Origin of the sequence: Sphingobium sp. LMC3-1-1.1 (assembly GCF_040676285.1) — a bacterium.
Classification (GTDB): Bacteria; Pseudomonadota; Alphaproteobacteria; order Sphingomonadales; family Sphingomonadaceae; genus Sphingobium.
The window spans coordinates 157,707-173,940 of the sequence record NZ_JBEGHQ010000001.1 but is presented as its reverse complement, the minus strand read 5'-3'; the positions used below and the strand labels follow the sequence as shown (position 1 = coordinate 173,940).

Below are 16,234 nucleotides of genomic sequence, written 5' to 3'. Positions count from 1 at the left end.
ACGGACGCATCGTCCCTTCCCCGGTCACGCCGCGATCCGGGAGGGTTCGTCGGCGGTGCGCCCGGCAATCTCATCCGCCCAGTGCAGCACCTCCATGCGCCCGTCGAAATGCTCCACCAGGGCTGTGCAACCTTCCACCCAATCGCCGTCATTATAATATTGGATGCCGGCGATCTCGCGGATTTCGGCATTGTGGATATGTCCGCAGACGACCCCGTCGACGCCGCGGGAACCCGCTTCATGCGCCACGACCTCCTCGAAGCGGGAGATGAACTCGACGGCGTTCTTGACCTTGTGCTTGGCCATCTTGCTGAGCGACCAATAGGGCAGCCCCATGCGTTGACGCACAGCGTTCACCACCACGTTGACGCGCATCAACATGGTGTAGGCGGCGTCGCCGACAAAGGCGAGCCAGCGATGCGCCAGCATGATGGTATCGAACTCGTCACCGTGCAGCACCAGCAGCTTGCGGCCGTCCGCGGTTTCATGAAGCGCCTTGCGCCGGATCTCCACGCCGCCGAAGCTGAGGCCGGTGAACTGGCGGAACATCTCGTCATGATTGCCGGGAATGTAGATGACGCGCGTGCCCCGCTTGGCCCGCTTCATCACCCGCCAGACCACGTCATTATGCGCAGCCGGCCAGTAGAAGCGCCGCTTCAGCCGCCAGCCGTCGATGATGTCGCCCACCAGGTACATGGTGTCGCTGTCGACGCTGTCCAGGAAGTCGATCAGCATCCTCGCATTGCAGCCCCGAGTGCCCAGGTGAATGTCCGAAATCCAGATCGTGCGATAGCGGCGACGTTTTCCTTCCCGCTCGGGGATGGCGAAATTGTCGTCGGCGCCATCGTCCAACTCCGCCAGAAAAGGCAGGCGCGTGATGGCATTCATGATGCAACCCCTGAGCTGTTTCCCTCAGGAGCGAATCCATAGCCGCCCTATGTTACAACTCCGCACCGAATATGACGGAAATGCTACGATTCCGGCCGATCATGCCCGTCAAGCGATGCGCGCCATGAGCCACTTTCCACCCCCTGGAGTGGACATCTTCGTCACCTCAGACCGTCAGCACGATCTTGCCGAAATGATCGCCCGCATCCATCCGGGCATGCGCAGCGGCGGCCTCCGCCAGCGGAAAACGTATATCCATTGCCGGCCGCAGCCTGCCCTGTTCGACAAAGGCCCACACCACCCGCATCAGTTCATCCGCAACCAGGCTCTTGAAAGCCACCGAGCGCGGACGCAGCGTCGAACCCGTCAGCGTGAGCCGCCTGCTCATGATCGCGGGGATGAAGACCTCCGCGCTGGGCCCGCTCATCGCCGCGATGGACACATGTCGTCCATCTTCCGCCAGGCACTGGATGTTGCGCGGCAGATAATCCCCGCCGACCATGTCCAGAACCGCCTGCACGCCCTGCCCGCCGGTGATCCGCTTCACTTCCTCGACGAAATCCTGGCTGCGATAGTTGATCGCGTGATCCGCGCCCCAGGCCTTCGCCTGCTCGCATTTCGCGTCGCTCCCGCAGGTCACGATGATGCCGATGTCGAACAGCTTGCAGAGCGAGATCGCCATGGTGCCGATTCCGCTCGTGCCGCCATGGACCAGGACCACATCGCCTTCCACCACATAGGCGCGCTCGAACAGGTTGCTCCAGACGGTGAACAGCGTTTCCGGCAGGGCTGCGGCCTCGACCAGATCATAATCCTCCGGCACCGGCAGGCATTGGCCCGCGGGCGCCAAGGCATATTCGGCATAGCCACCACCCGGCAGAAGCGCGCAGACGCGCCGGCCGATCAACAATTCCGCGCTGCCACCCGCGGCGACGATCGTGCCGGCCACTTCCAGTCCCGGAATGTCCGACGCGCCGGGCGGGGGCGGATATTTGCCCTGCCGCTGCATGACATCCGGCCGGTTGACGCCAGCGGCGACCACCTTGATCAACACCTCGTCAGGTCCGGGCACGGGAACCGGCCGCCGCTGCGGCACCAGAGCCTCCGGCCCTCCGGGAGCCGCGATGCCGATCGCCGTCATTTCATTCGGCACGTCACCCGGCATTGCGCCCTCTATCGCCATTGCGCCCCTCGCGGCAGATGTTGCACCGCACCTAAATCGACGGGCGGAATACAGGCCTTATTGACAGACTGGCCCGCAGGGTCAACATTGCGGTTCATGGACATGGAAGGCGATCTGCCCCGAAAGGCCGATGATCCTCTGGCCCAGCTGCTCCGACAGGACCTGGGTCCATTGTCCGTTGCCGAACTCGAAGCGCGCGTCGCCGCGCTGGAGGGCGAAATCGCCCGAACCCGGTCCAAGATTGAAAGCGCCGTTAACCACAAAGCAAGCGCCGAGGCGTTATTCAAGCGATGAACCTCCGCCCCGCCCTGCGCGACTCCATCGGGAGTTTTACCGGGTACGGGCAGTCTGGCAATTCCGGTGGTCAAGATGCCCATCTTGATCCGCCGTCGAGCAATGCCGACATATGGTGCAAGACAGCCCCTCATTGGGGGCCAGGAGTATAAAAGACATGCCATCTTTCGCACCCGCCCTTGAAACCACCCTGCATAATGCGTTGACCCACGCTTCGGAGCGTCGTCACGAATATGCGACGCTGGAGCATCTGCTGCTCGCGCTGATCGACGATGAACATGCGTCGAAGGTGATGCAGGCCTGCGGCGTGGAGCTTGGCGAATTGTCCGATGCGGTGACGCAATATCTGGACACCGAACTCGACAGCCTGAAGGTGGAAGGGGCAAGCGACCCCTCCCCCACCAGCGGCTTCCAGCGGGTCGTCCAGCGCGCGATCCTGCATGTCCAGTCTTCCGGCAAGGATGAAGTCACGGGAGCCAATGTGCTCGTCGCGCTTTTTTCCGAGCGGGAGAGCTATGCCGTCTATTTCCTCCAGCAGCAGGACATGAGCCGCCTGGATGCCGTCAGCTACATCAGCCACGGCGTGGGCAAGGGTACTGCCGCTCCTGAGCAGCGCGAAACCAAGGGCGCTCAGGAAGAGGAAAAGAAGGCGCAGGACAGCAAGGGCAAGAAGGATAGTGCCTTGGAGCAGTTCACGGTCAACCTCAATGAGAAGGCGACGCGGGGCAAGGTTGACCCGCTGATCGGCCGCAGCGCCGAAGTCGACCGGACGATCCAGATCCTGTGCCGCCGGTCGAAGAACAACCCGCTCTATGTGGGCGATCCGGGCGTCGGTAAAACCGCCATCGCGGAGGGCCTGGCGCGCAAGATCGTCGAGGGCGAGGTTCCCGACGTGCTCAAGGAAGCGGTCATCTACTCGCTCGACATGGGCGCGCTGCTGGCGGGCACCCGCTATCGCGGCGATTTCGAGGAGCGGTTGAAGGCGGTCGTCACCGAACTTGAGAAGATGCCGCACGCGGTCCTCTTCATCGATGAGATCCATACCGTCATCGGCGCGGGCGCAACCAGCGGCGGCGCGATGGACGCGTCAAACCTGCTGAAGCCCGCCCTGTCCGGCGGCACAATCCGCTGCATCGGATCGACCACCTACAAGGAGTTCCGCAACCATTTCGAGAAGGACCGCGCCCTGCTGCGCCGGTTCCAGAAGATCGACGTCAACGAACCGACCATCGACGACACGATCAAGATTCTCGCCGGGCTGCGCAGTGCCTTCGAGGAGCATCACAACGTCAAGTACACGCCCGATGCGATCAAGGCGGCGGTGGAACTGTCGGCGCGCTACATCAATGACCGCAAGCTGCCGGACAAGGCGATCGACGTGATCGACGAAGTCGGCGCGATGCAGATGCTGGTGGTGCCGTCGAAGCGCAAGAAGACGATCACGCCCAAGGAGATCGAGCAGGTCATCGCGACCATGGCGCGCATCCCTCCCAAGACCGTGTCCGCCGACGACAAGTCGGTCCTGGAAACGCTCGACACGGATTTGAAGCGCGTCGTCTTCGGTCAGAACCGGGCGATCGAGGTGCTGTCCTCCGCGATCAAGCTGTCGCGGGCGGGCCTGCGCGATCCCGACAAGCCGATCGGCAACTATCTCTTCTCCGGCCCCACCGGCGTCGGCAAGACGGAGGTCGCGCGGCAGCTCGCCAGTCTGCTCGGCATTCCGCTCCAGCGCTTCGACATGTCGGAATATATGGAACGTCACTCGGTCAGCCGCCTGATCGGCGCGCCTCCGGGCTATGTCGGCTATGACCAGGGCGGCCTGCTGACCGATGCGGTCGACCAGAACCCGCACAGCGTCCTGCTGCTGGACGAGATCGAAAAGGCACATCCGGACCTGTTCAACATCCTGTTGCAGGTGATGGACAATGGCCGCCTGACCGACCATCACGGCAAGACGGTGGATTTCCGCAACACCATCCTCATCATGACCACCAATGCCGGTGCGTCGGACATGGCGAAGGAAAGTATCGGCTTTGGCGAACTGACCCGCGAGGATGTTCAGGAGGACGCGGTGAAGAAGCTCTTCACCCCGGAATTCCGCAACCGCCTCGATGCCATCGTGCCCTTCGGCTATCTGCCGCCGGAAATCGTGGCGCGGGTCATCGACAAGTTCGTGCTGCAACTCGAACTGCAACTGGCGGATCGCGACGTCCACATCACGCTGGACGACGATGCCAAGGCATGGCTCACCAAGAAGGGCTATGACAAGCTCTACGGCGCCCGTCCGATGGGCCGCCTGATGCAGGAAAAGATCAAGCAGCCGCTGGCCGAGGAACTGCTGTTCGGCAAGCTGGTGCATGGCGGCGAGGTCCATGTCCGTATGAAGGACGATGCCCTCGCGTTCGAGATCACCCCCGCCGCCCCCAAAAAGGGCAAGAGGGGTGGCAAGTCGAAGCCCGCGGAACAGGCGAAATAAGCGAACGAAAGCATCGATGAAATGATGAGGGCGGCCCATGAGGGTCGCCCTCATCATTTTTGAACGGAAAGCCGATCCCCCTTCCGTACGATGCATTCAGGAAGATCCGCACGGCGTCCAAGCCGATCCGGTCCGGACAATCTCGCCGCACCCGCCCATTCGGCCTGCCGCGGCAGAACTTGCGGATGATGGTCAATCTGGACCAAATATCCCCGCGCCAATGCAGGAGAGTCACAATGCCGAATGCAATCACGCTGTACACCAATCCGATGTCGCGTGGGCAGATCGCCCGCTGGATGCTGGAGGAAGTGGGACAACCCTATGACATGGTCATTCTGGATTTCGAAAGCGGCATGAAATCCGCCGATTATCTGGCGATCAACCCGATGGGCAAGGTTCCGACAGTCGTGCACGCGGGGAAGGTCGTGACCGAATGCGCGGCGATATGCGCCTATCTCGCCGATGCCTTTCCTGACGCCGGCCTTGCGCCTTCCACCGACAGTCGCGCCGACTATTATCGCTGGCTTTTCTTCGCCGCCGGCCCCGTGGAGGCAGCCGTCACCAACAAGGCCCTGGGCTTTGTCGTCCCCGAAGGCCGGGACCGGATGGCGGGCTATGGCAGCTTCGATCATGCGATCGACACCCTGGAAGGCGCCGTCTCGGGACAGACATGGATTTGCGGCGATCGGTTCACTGCGGCAGACGTCTATGTGGGCTCGCAGATCGATTGGGGCCTCAGCTTCGGTTCGATACCCAGTCGCCCCGCCTTTGAGGCTTATGCCGGGCGCCTGCGCGAACGTCCGGCCTACAAGCGGCAGAAGGAACTCGACAATGCGCTGATCGCGAAAATGCAGAAGCCCTCCTGAATAAAAAGGCCCGGCGGATCACTCCACCGGGCCATGATGTTTTCGGCAGGCCTGCCTCAGTTGCGCTGATTGCCCATGAAGCGAAGCAGGAAAAGGAACATGTTGATGAAGTCGAGATAGAGGTTCAACGCCCCCATCACCACCGACTTGCCCATCATGTCCGTCCCGGCGACATAGGCATAGATGCTCTTGATCTTTTGCGTGTCGTAAGCCGTCAACCCGGCGAAAAGGAGCACGCCGATAAAGCTGATCACCAGATTCATCGCGCTCGATTTCAGGAACAGGTTGATGAGGCTGGCGACCAGCAGGCCGACCACACCCATGATAAGGAAGGTGCCGAAGCCCGAAAGATCGCGCTTGGTCGTATAGCCCCAGAGGCTGAGGCCAGCAAAGGCGGCCGCCGTCGCGAAGAAAGTCTGCGCAACCGACGTTCCGGTATAGACGAGCAGGATGTAGGAGAGCGACAGGCCCATCACCGCGGCATAGGCCCAGAACATCGCCTGCATCGCGAAGGTCGACAGGCGATTGATGCCGAAGCTCATCGTCATCACGAACAGCAACGGCGCGAACATGATGATATACTTCAGGATGCCGGGCCCAGCCAGGATCTGATAGGCAAGCCCGCTGGAGGCGAACAGCATGGCGACAACGCCGGTCAACAACACGCCGCTCGCCATATAATTGTAAACCGACAGCATATAGCTGCGCAGGCCAGCGTCATACGCCTCCCCCCGCGCCACGGTCGTGCCGCCAAAACCCGCAATGTCGGAACGGGGATCGGACCAATTGGCCATGAGATATTCTCCTTCACCGGCATCCATGCGGCCGGTTTCCCTATTATCGGCTCATCCCGTTCCCAATTCAAGCCGCGAGCGCAATCTGACTTATGCCCGAAAAGCTACTATAGAAATGCGATGCACCGCTTGTTCGTCGCCCTGCGCCCACCCGCCGGCGTCCGTGCCGCACTCCTCGCCCTGATGAGCGGAATCAGGGGAGCGCGCTGGCAGGATGACGACCAATTGCATATCACCCTGCGTTTCGTGGGAGAGGTCAATCGCCATCAGGCCAATGATCTGGCCGATGCGCTGGACGAAATCCGCTTTTCCCCCTTCCAGCTCGCCTTGTCCGGCGCAGGCTGCTTCGAGCACAAGGGCCATGTCCACACGCTCTGGGCAGGCGTGAAGCCGCACGATTCCCTGGCGCAACTTCACCGGAAGGTCGACCGCGCCTGCGTCACGGCCGGTCTTTCCCCGGACGATCGCAGCTATTTCCCCCATGTCACGCTCGCCCGCTTTGGGCGAACGGCAGGCCCCTTGGACGCCTTCATGGCGCTTCATGCCGGCCTTTCCAGCACCCCATTCACCGTGAGCGAATTTGCCCTCTATGAGAGCCACCTCAGCGAAAGCGGTTCGACCTATCATCTGATCGAACGCTATCGGGCGGAAACGGGCGAGCCCTGAGGGAAGATGCTAGCTCAGGCTACGCCGCGATCGCGCCATTCACGAATTGCCCCCCGACAATATGCCGCACGCAACTCGGCCGCCCGCATTCCCAGCCGGGTCGGTTTTATTGTCGTCGGCCTGCGCATGGATCACTATGGCCGCGCCATCCGCGTCCAGCAGCGGCGTGGCGCCTCCATGGATGGTTGCGCCGGCGATGACATATTCCATTTCCCCTGAACCGTCAGCGCCGGCGATCATGTTCGGCATGTCGCCCATATGCATTCCGGCCGGGTTGTCCTTGCCATGCTTGTGCCCGGTCGGGTTCCAGTGCCCGCCAGCGCTGGCGAAATCCGGTGGCATGCACACGCCAGTGCCATGGATATGCACGGCATGCATGCCCGGCGTCAGACCTTGCGCGCGCACCAGAACATGCAAGCCATCGGTGGCCTGCGTCACCACCGCATCACCCCGTGACGTTCCATCGCCAGCCAGCAGCTTTGCACGCGCCACCGGCGCAGCGGCATCACCGGCGGTCGCCGTTTCCGACGATGCGGCAGCACAGCCCGATGCGATGGCAAGCAAGGGGGATGCCAGAAGAATTGCGGCAATTTTCATGATGAACAACTCCAAGAAGGATGCTGCCAGGCGAACGCAGCATAACGGTCTTTTGTTGCCTGAGTGATCCGAAATGTCACCGTCTTTCCGTCCGATAAGCGTCATCTCGAACTGCTGAACCGGATGTTTCTGCACTGGCAGGAAAGCCGGCGCTCGGCGCAACTCGTCGCCGCCATTGCCGCCGCGCTCGGCTCCAGCAACGCGTTTCATGAGCCGCGCGACAATTGACAGGATTTGCCAGTACCGGAGGCATAAAAAAGGGGCCAGTCTTGCGACCGGCCCCTCTTTTCTTCAGTCCCGAAGGACGGAAATCTTACTGACCCGAACCCGGACCGTAGGTGATTTCCACGCGACGGTTCTGCAGTTCGCGAACGCCGTCGGCCGTTTCCACGCGGGGGTTCGATTCACCGAACGCCTGGGTGGTCATCACGCCGTCAGGGATACCCTTCGAAGCCATGTAGGCCTTGACCGAGTCAGCGCGACGCTGCGACAGGCCGACGTTGTACGAGGCCGAACCCGAACGGTCCGCATAGCCCGCCAGCATGACCTGGGCGCTACCGCAATTGCTGTAGGCCGAAACCGCATTGTCCAGAATGGTGGCGGCATCAGGCGTGATGTCCGACTTGTCCCATTCGAAGAAGACGATGTACGGTCCAGGGCTGCACTCCGCAACCGGCGGCGGCGGGGGCGGCGGGGGCGGGGGCGGGGGGGGCGGCGGCGGGGGCGGCGGCGGAGGCGGCGGAGCAGCCGGTTCACCACCGAAGTTATAGGTCAGACCCAGCAGCACGCTGTGGGTGCGCAGCTTGGTGTCAACCGACGAACCGGCGGGGCCACCGACGGTGGTGTAGGCCGGGATCAGCTTGATATCGTCCTGGTTGAAGAAGCGATACTTCAGCGAGACGTCGACATGATTGGTCAGCGGGTAACGAACGCCAGCAATCGCCTGCCAGGCGAAGCCGGTGTCGGAATCATTGACCAGATCGTTGGCGAGCTTGCCGCGCGAAACGCCGACACCGCCGCCGACGAAGCCCTGAAGGCCATCATCGGGACCGAAGTCCAGCAAACCGTTCAGCATGAACGACAGAGCCGAAGCCGAACCACCGAAGCCGCTCTTGTCGAGGTCGACCAGAGCGCGCTTGTACGCCGCTTCTGCTTCCAGACGGAAACCACCGAAGTCATAACCGATGTTGCCATCGACATCAAAACCCTTGTGGTAATCGACGCCGGCAACCGTGTTGCTGGCGGCACCACCATTACCGGGGGTGAAGGTAATGTCCTGATCTTCGACGAGGACAACACCGGCATCTGCACCAATATACCAGCTGTTGTCACGCGCCAGGGCCGGGGTGGCCAAGGCGCTTGTCGCAAGCACAGCCGCGAGGGCAAGCTTCCGCATCTGAATTCCCCTTTCAAAAGTGTCACGAAGGACTGCTTAAACCCTGTATCGGCTAGAAAGTTTCATGGCAAGTCCACAATTGGCAAAACTGTTGCAAATATAACGCAGTTAGCTCGCTTGACGACCCCTCAAATCTCATCTCGAACAGCAGTTGCGGCATCAGGCAGACACACTGAAAGTCGCCACCCGCTCACGTTGCGATCAGGCCATGTTCCCGCAACGCTCCCAATATTGCGATCAGCGCCGAGCGCGCCTCCGCATCGACCGTCGCGCCCCCTGTGGGACTGGCGATCGCCGCCCCGGCCGCGCCGACCACTTTTGTACCGCCAATATGGATCCCATCCGCCTGCACAGCGCTATCCCGCCAGTTCACGCCGTCATGCAGCATGACGTGCCCCCTATCCGCGACCCACAAGGACAGGCCAGCCCGCGGAGCGGCAAAACGCCAGCCCCCTTCGGTCCAGCCAGCCACGGCGCCGTCCTGGCCTTCCCAGGCGCCGACCGCGCCGACCGCCACGATCCAGCAGGCACCCGCCGTCGGCGCCACAGGCGGTTCGTCCAGGTCCGCGCTTTCCGCCGCCCCATGCAGCAGCATGTCGATCCGGGCCAAGGCCTCGTTGTGAAACAACTCCTTCTGCGCCTGCCCGGCAAAAAGTTGGGGCAAGGCCCAACGGCATGTCGAATCCATCGTCATGATATAATTGTCCTTTTCTTTCGGAAGGCCATGATCAGCCAGCCAGGACGATCCGCGCCGCCCTGCCCGGCGCATAGGTGCCGATCTGCCGGATCTCGCAGGCCAGCTCGCCGGGATGCGCCATATCCTCGGTCACCGCAGCGGCGTCATAGGCCCAGGGCGAGTGGTCGGTGATGATCCTGCGCACTTCCATCGCCCCTGCAAACAGCCGCAGTTCATAGCTTTCGCGATCCTCGCCCAGCGGGACGTCGGCGCCATTCGTCCAGCGCCATCCATTCCTGCTGCGCCTCGTCCAGCCGATGATCCAGCCTCCGGCCCCGTCGGCACGCGCCGTCACATGCACCGGAGAAGGCGGCATCACCGCCTCGCCTCTTATCGTCAACAGCGCCTCGGCCGGTTCGCTGTCGCCCACGCCGATCGCCGCCATGCGCAGGCTGCCGCCAATATCCGCCCCGGCGCCATGGGAGGCAAGGTCGACCAACCGGTCCTCCTCCAGCAACAGGAAAGCCTCACCCTCTTCATGCGATGCCATGGCCCATTCGGTGCCGAACAAGCCGCGCCGCAATCCTTCCAGCCGAAAGCTGGCCTCGCCGGTCTGCACCACATGGCTGAACTGGACCAGCTCCTGCCCGACCAGGCACAGATTGCGGCCCATCCCCAGCGCCACTTCGTCCGCTCCACTCAATTCCATGTCCCCCGACAACAGGGTCACCAAGAGAGCGTTGACCTGGTCGATCATCGTCGCGCTGCCCGCGGGCAAGCCATTGTCCGTCCACCCCATCACGGCACGACCCGCCGTCCGCCCGGCGGGCGAAGCCTCCCCGGTCGCACCCATCAGGAACAGCGCCGCGCCGCGCCAACCCTCTCCACCACTCGCCGCCGCCATGAGGAGGGGGGCCGTCGCCGCCCCTTCCCTGATCATGGGCAGGTCCGCCAGCATCAGCCTGGTCGGTCCATGTGGCCTGTCAGCCTGCCGCACCACCGCGCCCGACGATGCGCCCGCTGGAATTGCCGCCGCCGCGCCCGGCAAGCGTCGCAGCGCCAGACGCACTGCCATGCCTTCCCACTCCCGCTCCTCGATCTGCCAACGGCCCGCCACGCCCTCCACCGCAACGACGTCGCCCGGCGCATGGCACAGCGCGTCCCAGCCGCAGCGCAGCGTCATCGTCGATCGGCCGGCCCAGGCCGCTCCCAGCTTCCGCGCCGCCAGCAACCGCGCCTCCTCGCCGGACAGCACCATGGGCAGGTCCATTCCCTGCTCCAGCCGTCCCGGACCCGGCCTGCCGATGCGCTGGACGCCTGCCTGATAGTCGCGTGCCGGATCATGATAGCGGACCGACAGGGTCGCCGGCACGCTGTCGGCCGCGCCGCCCGAATGTTCGAAGCCGTCCAGCGCCCGTCCATTGACCGACCGGCACAGATCGTCGGACCCGATTGGCGCGGCGCCCTCGGCCGGTGCAGTCCGCAGGCGCAGTCCGGCCTCTTCTGCGAGCAGGGACAGGTCGAACGCCTCCACCAGCGGCGCCAGCGCGTCGCCCACGTCCGCGCCACTCGCCGCCATGCCGGCCACCGTACCCAGCCCCTCGCCCGTCAATATTCGCCCGCTCAGTTCGGCCGCCAGATCGGCAATTGCGACCGGACCCTCGTCCGCCTCCACCTCGAAGGTTAGGGAGGGGATGCGATTGCCATAATCCGCCAGCGCCAGATCCTCGAACACGGCATAGGCAATCCCCCGATGCCCCGGCGTCGCCGCCAATCCCTGCACCGCCGCGATCAGGGGGTCGACCGGCTGATCCTCTCCTCCCTCATGCAGCCGGAAAGCTCCCAGCTCCGTCTTGAAGTCCCCGGCCGCGCCGCGCAGCAGGTTGCCGTCCGCCCATATCCGTCGCACCGACCGGACCGACCGCGCCGACAGAGCCACGGCAAAGCTGGCCGAATAGCTGTAGTTCGTGACGCTGGGCCGCCCCTTGCCCCCGCCGCTCCTGTGCCGCGCCTCCTTGAGGTCGGTGGCCCAGATCACCGTTCCCGCCACCCGCAGCATTCCGAACAGCTTGGGCACCTGCGATCCATAGGTCGACGTCTGCACCTGGATCTCGTTCAGCCGCCGGCCCTCCACGCCCTTGGGCTTGAACAGCACGGCATGGTCGAACGCATTGCCGATCAGCCCGCCAATGGCACCGCCCAGCGGCCCGCCAATGGCCGTGCCAAGGGCGGTCAACACGATCGTCGCCATAGATAGATACTCCTATTCCGCCCGCCAGTAACCGATCACCGGCCAGGGTGAAGGCCCCGGCATCTCCACCACGCGCCCCACGCCCGCATGGGCATGGACATGCCCGCCCGGCACCACGATCATCAGATGCAGTTGCAGGGGCCCCGGCCGCACCAGCGCCAGATCGCCCTCGCGCGCCGCCTCGACCCGCCGCAATCCCGCCGCCCGCAACCATTCCGACGCCCGGCCCTCATCCCCCGATCGCAGCCCATATCCCTCCGGCGCCGCCCGCCGCAGGACCAGCGCCGCCAGCCCCACGCAATCCAGCCCGCGCTCGGGCGACCGCCCATGCAGCCGGAACGGCACGCCCACCAGCGCCCTGGCCTCCGCCACCGCGCCGCTCATGCGGCTCCCGGATAGCGGGTCAGCAAATCCGTCCCCGGCAGATAAGGCTCCCCGCGAAAATTCACCGCATTGCCGAACCGGCCGATGCACGTCGCAAGCTGCCGGTCGCACCCCTCGGTCAGCAAGGCCAGCGCCCCCGCCTCCACCGCAAATGGCGGCGGATCGGCCAGGCTCACATCGCCGGCGCCATTGTCGATCACCCCCTGCACTATCCCGCCATTGGCTCCGGTCAGCCAGCGCAACGTCCCGAAGGCATAGGCCCCCGGCTCCAGCCCGGCGACGCTCGCCACCGCATCCTCGACCGCGCCGACAATGACCACCCGCCGCCGCCCGGCCAGATCGACGCGACATTGCCTGTCTCCCAGCATTGCCCGGCAATCGGGCGATGTGGACGGCGCGACAGAGGCCTTCAGCGCCGCCATCGCGCCCACCAACTCCGCCGTAAAGGCCCCCGCCTTGCGCTTCACCGCGCCGATCTCGCCGCGCGCCAGCAGCAGCCAGACATCGCCCGGCTTCTCCCACTCGGTCAGCCGCAACTCCAGCCCGGCGCCGTCCCAGCGCCCGGCCGCCAGATCCGCCTCGCTGATCGCATCCGCGACCAGCGCGCCTTCGACATCGCTGTCCGCGCCATCGAAGCCAATCCCGCTCCGCACGGCGGACGGCGTCATCCCCGGCGCCGCCCGATAGAGCATATGCCCGATCTCCAGATCGCGATCATGGCTCGTCAATCCGATCGTCACCCCGTCCCGCCGCTCGATCCGCCAGCAAAAGGCCAATGTCGCCAGCGGTTTCTCCAAAGCCTCCGTTCCGCTCATTCCCTGATCTCCACCAACGGCACCGAAGGCGCCTCGCCCGCCGCGAAGGTCGCCCGATTGATGTCCAGCCGGTCCTCGGCAAAGCGCACCGGCACATCGAAGCGGAAACCGGCGGTCAGCACCGCACCCTCCGCAGGCGCAGCGTCAAAGGCGATCATTCCCAACCCGGCATGGCTCCAGCCGCCCACCATCTCGGCGCCATTCACCGCGACCCTGATGGTTCCCGCCACCGGCCGCGTGATCCGCCGCACCTGCGCCTCTTCGCCGGCGCCGTAGAAGCGCTGCAACGGGAACGCCGTCCGCACCCCGTCGCCCAGTCCAAGGCGCTGGTCCAACGGCCCCGGCGCTTCCCCCATGCCGCAACTGCGATCGTCATAGGGATCGGTGAAGCGGAACCCCCGCGCCGCCCCCCGCCGCGCCCGGAAGAAGGCGATCAGCGCCGCCATGTCCGCCTCCGACCGCACGCCCGGCCCGGCATCGAAGGACAATCGCGCATCGGCCCAGTCGCTGCTGCGCCGCTCATGCCCCGAAACGCTCTCCACGACCTGCGTCGAAAAGGCGGGCGCCACGCTCGCCTCCCGCCCGATCGCCAGAGGAAAAGACACATCATCAAAGGCTTGCATTTCTTTCTCCCCAGATAATCTGAAGCAGGTAAAGCCATCCCGCGCCGCCTGCGGCAGCGCCCAGATGAAGGTCGCCGCCGTCCCGCGCCGCACCGCCGCATCCGCCGCCGCCGCGATCTCGCGCCATTGCGCGACGTCCTCGCCGCGCAGCACGAAGCCTGAAAGATAATGCTGCGCCTCGACCGGATAGCCCAGCCGCTCCACCGCCAGTTCGACACCCCGCGCCGTCAGCCGCTCGCGCCCCTGCGTCACCCAGTCATAATCTTCCAGTTGCAACACATCGAAGGCGGGGGACGCCCAGCCCAAGGGCATGTTCGCCCGCTTGGCTTCCGGCGCCAGCGGATCGAGCACGGTCGGCAGATAGGCCAGCAGATGCGTCACCGCCCCCGGCGCCACTCCCTTCACCCAGGCGCAGAGCGCCGCCGTGGAGGCCGCCAGCACTTCGCCCGCCCGGTCAAGCAACGCCTTCTGCCCGCCGCTCAGCGCGCCCCGCACGTCCGGGATCGACACCAATGCCCCGCCAAAGGCCGTCCGCGCCGCATCGTCATACAGGCAGATGCGCCCATCCGCAGGCATCACCCACCACCAGGGCTCACCCACCTGAAAGCCGATCGGAATACCAGCCGCCAAGCCAATGGAAACAAAGGCCCCGGCTACCATCCGCAAATAGCTCATCGCGCCATCATGCGCCGGGGAGAGCAACGTCGAAGGCGGCGACCAGCCCGTCAGTGCGGGCGTGCCATCCTCCGCCCTCTGCTTCCAGTCATTCCAGCAATGCGCGTCGAACAGCTCATAGGAGAGCGACCAGATCATCCCCAGCCCGAATGCCTTCGCCTGCCGCGCGAAATCCGCATGCCAGGCCGCGCAGGGCGCATTCAGCACGCCCCCGGCCAGGCTGATATAAAGTCCGCCGCCCAGGGGTTCGAGCCGGAAATAATGGCTCATCCCGACATAATGGTTGATGTCCCCGCGATAACCCAATGCATGGATCGATGCGACGATCCGCTCCGGCGTCTGGTTGAAGCAGTCGTCATAGCCGGTCGCCATCGACAGCCCATGTTCGGGCAGCACCACGTCGCCCACGCGCAGCACCGATCCGGCGCCCTCGCAGCGCATGTCCGAAAGCTCGCACCATCCCTCGACCCCGGCCGCGAACGGCGTGCTCCCCGCATCATAGGTTGGCGCCGCGAGCGAGAGGAACATCCTGTCCACATCGCCCGCCCACACCTCTTCCCCCTCACTCGGCAGGAATCCGCTCCTGATCGCGGAAAAATCCAGCGTGACGACAGCATCTTCCGGCCCGCCGCTCGCATAGTTCCACAAGCGCACATACCAGGCCCGCGCATGGCCCGCCGCATCCCTCCCCTCGATCGTCAGCGTCGGCCCATGCGTCTGGTCCAGCCGCCGCAGCCCCCCACTGCGCCAGCGAAAGCACAACACGCAGTCGCGAAAATCCCGATCCGTGTCATAGGCGAGCAGAGCATGGCTCCACCTGTCCTCCGCTTCCCAGATCAGCCCGGCCAGATCGCCCGATCCGTAGAAGACCGCATCCACCCGCAGCGCATCGGGCGCGGTCGTCACCACGCTGGCCATCATCGGCCGGGGAAAATTGACGGTCCAGTGCGTCGGTGCAAAACGCTTCATGAACCGCGTTTCCTGCCCCCGCCGCGCATCCGCCAGCCAATAGCCCAAGGCATTCATCCGTTTATCGCTCCCCTCACCGCGCGCGCCACCTGCCGCGCGCTGCGCGCCAGCAATCGGGCGCTGTCGGCACCCTGCCCCTGAACCGCAATGGAAACCCGCACGTCCCGGACGCTTCCGCCGCCCTGCCCGCCATTTGGCCCGCCATTGGCAACGACCTGCCCGCTCATCGTCGGCACGAAGACCTCGGGTCCCCGCTCCCCCACGACATAGGCCCGCCCCGGCGCCACCGGCCCGCCGGTCGCCCGCCCCGGCAGACCCAGCGCCGACGCGGCCAGCCCGATCAGCCCGCCGTCGCCACCAATGCTGTTCACCCCGGCCCGCAGGGCGCCGGCGGCAATATCATCCAGCATGCGCAGCGCGACCGCCTTCAATTCCTGAAACCCGAACGCCCCGGTGCGCAGGGCCCGCAGCAAGCCCTGTTCGATCCGCCGTCCGGCTCGCTCCGCGCCCGTGGCCAAGGGCCCCTCCAGCGCCCCTCGCATGGCCTCCACATCCCGCGCAAAACCCTGCGTATCCGCCCGCACCCGCACGACCAGATTGTCGATTTCCTCGTCCATCCCACCCCCCAAATTCATCCTGAACCGCAATGCGCTCCTGCGCAGGCGGGAGCTCAGCCCGGCC

Annotated in this window: 16 protein-coding genes; 5 read left to right on the top strand and 11 right to left on the bottom strand. The window is 64.8% G+C overall.

All coding sequences use genetic code 11. The features are described from left to right. Positions 1 to 24: 24 nt before the first annotated feature. Together MRBLMC3_RS00940 and MRBLMC3_RS00935 are read right to left on the bottom strand one after the other, a co-directional pair. A complete protein-coding gene (locus MRBLMC3_RS00940; RefSeq protein ID WP_133651700.1) occupies positions 25 to 888 on the bottom strand; it encodes a UDP-2,3-diacylglucosamine diphosphatase in 864 nt (287 codons plus the stop codon). 166 nt (positions 889 to 1,054) lie between these two features. Continuing rightward, complete coding sequence (locus MRBLMC3_RS00935) at positions 1,055 to 2,071, bottom strand: NAD(P)H-quinone oxidoreductase (RefSeq protein WP_363825195.1); 1,017 nt, start codon at positions 2,069 to 2,071, stop codon at positions 1,055 to 1,057. 96 nt (positions 2,072 to 2,167) lie between these two features. Between MRBLMC3_RS00935 and MRBLMC3_RS00930 the strand changes: the two genes are divergently transcribed. From MRBLMC3_RS00930 to MRBLMC3_RS00920, 3 genes are all read left to right on the top strand, one after another. Further along, positions 2,168 to 2,365, top strand: a complete 198-nt coding sequence (locus tag MRBLMC3_RS00930; RefSeq protein WP_363753883.1) for a DUF1192 domain-containing protein — start codon at positions 2,168 to 2,170, stop codon at positions 2,363 to 2,365. 157 nt (positions 2,366 to 2,522) lie between these two features. Continuing rightward, complete coding sequence (clpA, locus tag MRBLMC3_RS00925; RefSeq protein WP_133651698.1) at positions 2,523 to 4,841, top strand: ATP-dependent Clp protease ATP-binding subunit ClpA; 2,319 nt, start codon at positions 2,523 to 2,525, stop codon at positions 4,839 to 4,841. A 236-nt stretch (positions 4,842 to 5,077) separates the two neighbouring features. Continuing rightward, on the top strand, positions 5,078 to 5,707 hold the full coding sequence (locus tag MRBLMC3_RS00920) for a glutathione S-transferase family protein (protein WP_363825192.1): 630 nt from the start codon (positions 5,078 to 5,080) through the stop codon (positions 5,705 to 5,707). Between the two features lie 56 nt (positions 5,708 to 5,763). Here the strand turns inward: MRBLMC3_RS00920 and MRBLMC3_RS00915 are convergent, their stop codons facing one another. Beyond that, on the bottom strand, positions 5,764 to 6,501 hold the full coding sequence (locus MRBLMC3_RS00915; protein ID WP_363825189.1) for a Bax inhibitor-1/YccA family protein: 738 nt from the start codon (positions 6,499 to 6,501) through the stop codon (positions 5,764 to 5,766). Between the two features lie 120 nt (positions 6,502 to 6,621). On the opposite strand from MRBLMC3_RS00915, the gene thpR reads away from it, so the two are divergent. Then, positions 6,622 to 7,167 carry an RNA 2',3'-cyclic phosphodiesterase gene (thpR, locus tag MRBLMC3_RS00910; protein ID WP_363825186.1) on the top strand — a complete coding sequence of 182 codons (546 nt, stop codon included), beginning with the start codon at positions 6,622 to 6,624 and terminating at the stop codon, positions 7,165 to 7,167. A 39-nt stretch (positions 7,168 to 7,206) separates the two neighbouring features. Here thpR and MRBLMC3_RS00905 read toward each other — a convergent pair whose 3' ends face one another. After that, positions 7,207 to 7,764: a superoxide dismutase family protein gene (locus tag MRBLMC3_RS00905; protein ID WP_363825183.1), complete on the bottom strand. Its 558-nt coding sequence runs from the start codon at positions 7,762 to 7,764 to the stop codon at positions 7,207 to 7,209. A gap of 63 nt (positions 7,765 to 7,827) precedes the next feature. On the opposite strand from MRBLMC3_RS00905, the gene MRBLMC3_RS00900 reads away from it, so the two are divergent. After that, a complete protein-coding gene (locus MRBLMC3_RS00900) occupies positions 7,828 to 7,992 on the top strand; it encodes a hypothetical protein (protein WP_363825180.1) in 165 nt (54 codons plus the stop codon). Between the two features lie 85 nt (positions 7,993 to 8,077). Here MRBLMC3_RS00900 and MRBLMC3_RS00895 read toward each other — a convergent pair whose 3' ends face one another. From MRBLMC3_RS00895 to MRBLMC3_RS00865, 7 genes are all read right to left on the bottom strand, one after another. Further along, the gene (locus MRBLMC3_RS00895; protein WP_363825177.1) at positions 8,078 to 9,160 is read right to left on the bottom strand and encodes an OmpA family protein; all 1,083 of its coding nucleotides are present in this window, start codon (positions 9,158 to 9,160) and stop codon (positions 8,078 to 8,080) included. Positions 9,161 to 9,350: 190 nt separating this feature from the next. Further along, a complete protein-coding gene (locus tag MRBLMC3_RS00890; protein WP_363825174.1) occupies positions 9,351 to 9,854 on the bottom strand; it encodes a DUF2793 domain-containing protein in 504 nt (167 codons plus the stop codon). A gap of 34 nt (positions 9,855 to 9,888) precedes the next feature. Beyond that, complete coding sequence (locus tag MRBLMC3_RS00885; RefSeq protein ID WP_363825171.1) at positions 9,889 to 12,087, bottom strand: phage tail protein; 2,199 nt, start codon at positions 12,085 to 12,087, stop codon at positions 9,889 to 9,891. A 12-nt stretch (positions 12,088 to 12,099) separates the two neighbouring features. Continuing rightward, a complete protein-coding gene (locus MRBLMC3_RS00880) occupies positions 12,100 to 12,459 on the bottom strand; it encodes a peptidoglycan endopeptidase (protein ID WP_363826572.1) in 360 nt (119 codons plus the stop codon). An 8-nt stretch (positions 12,460 to 12,467) separates the two neighbouring features. After that, complete coding sequence (locus tag MRBLMC3_RS00875) at positions 12,468 to 13,286, bottom strand: DUF2163 domain-containing protein (protein ID WP_363825168.1); 819 nt, start codon at positions 13,284 to 13,286, stop codon at positions 12,468 to 12,470. Next, a complete protein-coding gene (locus MRBLMC3_RS00870; protein WP_363825165.1) occupies positions 13,283 to 15,610 on the bottom strand; it encodes a DUF2460 domain-containing protein in 2,328 nt (775 codons plus the stop codon). Before MRBLMC3_RS00870 ends, MRBLMC3_RS00875 begins: the two co-directional genes overlap by 4 nt. Continuing rightward, positions 15,607 to 16,170 carry a tail tape measure protein gene (locus MRBLMC3_RS00865; protein WP_363825162.1) on the bottom strand — a complete coding sequence of 188 codons (564 nt, stop codon included), beginning with the start codon at positions 16,168 to 16,170 and terminating at the stop codon, positions 15,607 to 15,609. The genes MRBLMC3_RS00870 and MRBLMC3_RS00865 overlap by 4 nt, the downstream gene beginning before the upstream one ends. Between the last annotated feature and the right edge of the window lie 64 nt (positions 16,171 to 16,234).

Coding starts and splice junctions, on each gene's coding strand:
- MRBLMC3_RS00940 (WP_133651700.1), bottom strand. CDS start 888: ATGAATGCCATCACGCGCCTGCCTTTTCTGGCGGAGTTGGACGATGGC.
- MRBLMC3_RS00935 (WP_363825195.1), bottom strand. CDS start 2,071: ATGGCGATAGAGGGCGCAATGCCGGGTGACGTGCCGAATGAAATGACG.
- MRBLMC3_RS00930 (WP_363753883.1), top strand. CDS start 2,168: ATGGACATGGAAGGCGATCTGCCCCGAAAGGCCGATGATCCTCTGGCC.
- clpA (WP_133651698.1), top strand. CDS start 2,523: ATGCCATCTTTCGCACCCGCCCTTGAAACCACCCTGCATAATGCGTTG.
- MRBLMC3_RS00920 (WP_363825192.1), top strand. CDS start 5,078: ATGCCGAATGCAATCACGCTGTACACCAATCCGATGTCGCGTGGGCAG.
- MRBLMC3_RS00915 (WP_363825189.1), bottom strand. CDS start 6,501: ATGGCCAATTGGTCCGATCCCCGTTCCGACATTGCGGGTTTTGGCGGC.
- thpR (WP_363825186.1), top strand. CDS start 6,622: ATGCACCGCTTGTTCGTCGCCCTGCGCCCACCCGCCGGCGTCCGTGCC.
- MRBLMC3_RS00905 (WP_363825183.1), bottom strand. CDS start 7,764: ATGAAAATTGCCGCAATTCTTCTGGCATCCCCCTTGCTTGCCATCGCA.
- MRBLMC3_RS00895 (WP_363825177.1), bottom strand. CDS start 9,160: ATGCGGAAGCTTGCCCTCGCGGCTGTGCTTGCGACAAGCGCCTTGGCC.
- MRBLMC3_RS00890 (WP_363825174.1), bottom strand. CDS start 9,854: ATGACGATGGATTCGACATGCCGTTGGGCCTTGCCCCAACTTTTTGCC.
- MRBLMC3_RS00885 (WP_363825171.1), bottom strand. CDS start 12,087: ATGGCGACGATCGTGTTGACCGCCCTTGGCACGGCCATTGGCGGGCCG.
- MRBLMC3_RS00875 (WP_363825168.1), bottom strand. CDS start 13,286: ATGAGCGGAACGGAGGCTTTGGAGAAACCGCTGGCGACATTGGCCTTT.
- MRBLMC3_RS00870 (WP_363825165.1), bottom strand. CDS start 15,610: ATGAATGCCTTGGGCTATTGGCTGGCGGATGCGCGGCGGGGGCAGGAA.
- MRBLMC3_RS00865 (WP_363825162.1), bottom strand. CDS start 16,170: ATGGACGAGGAAATCGACAATCTGGTCGTGCGGGTGCGGGCGGATACG.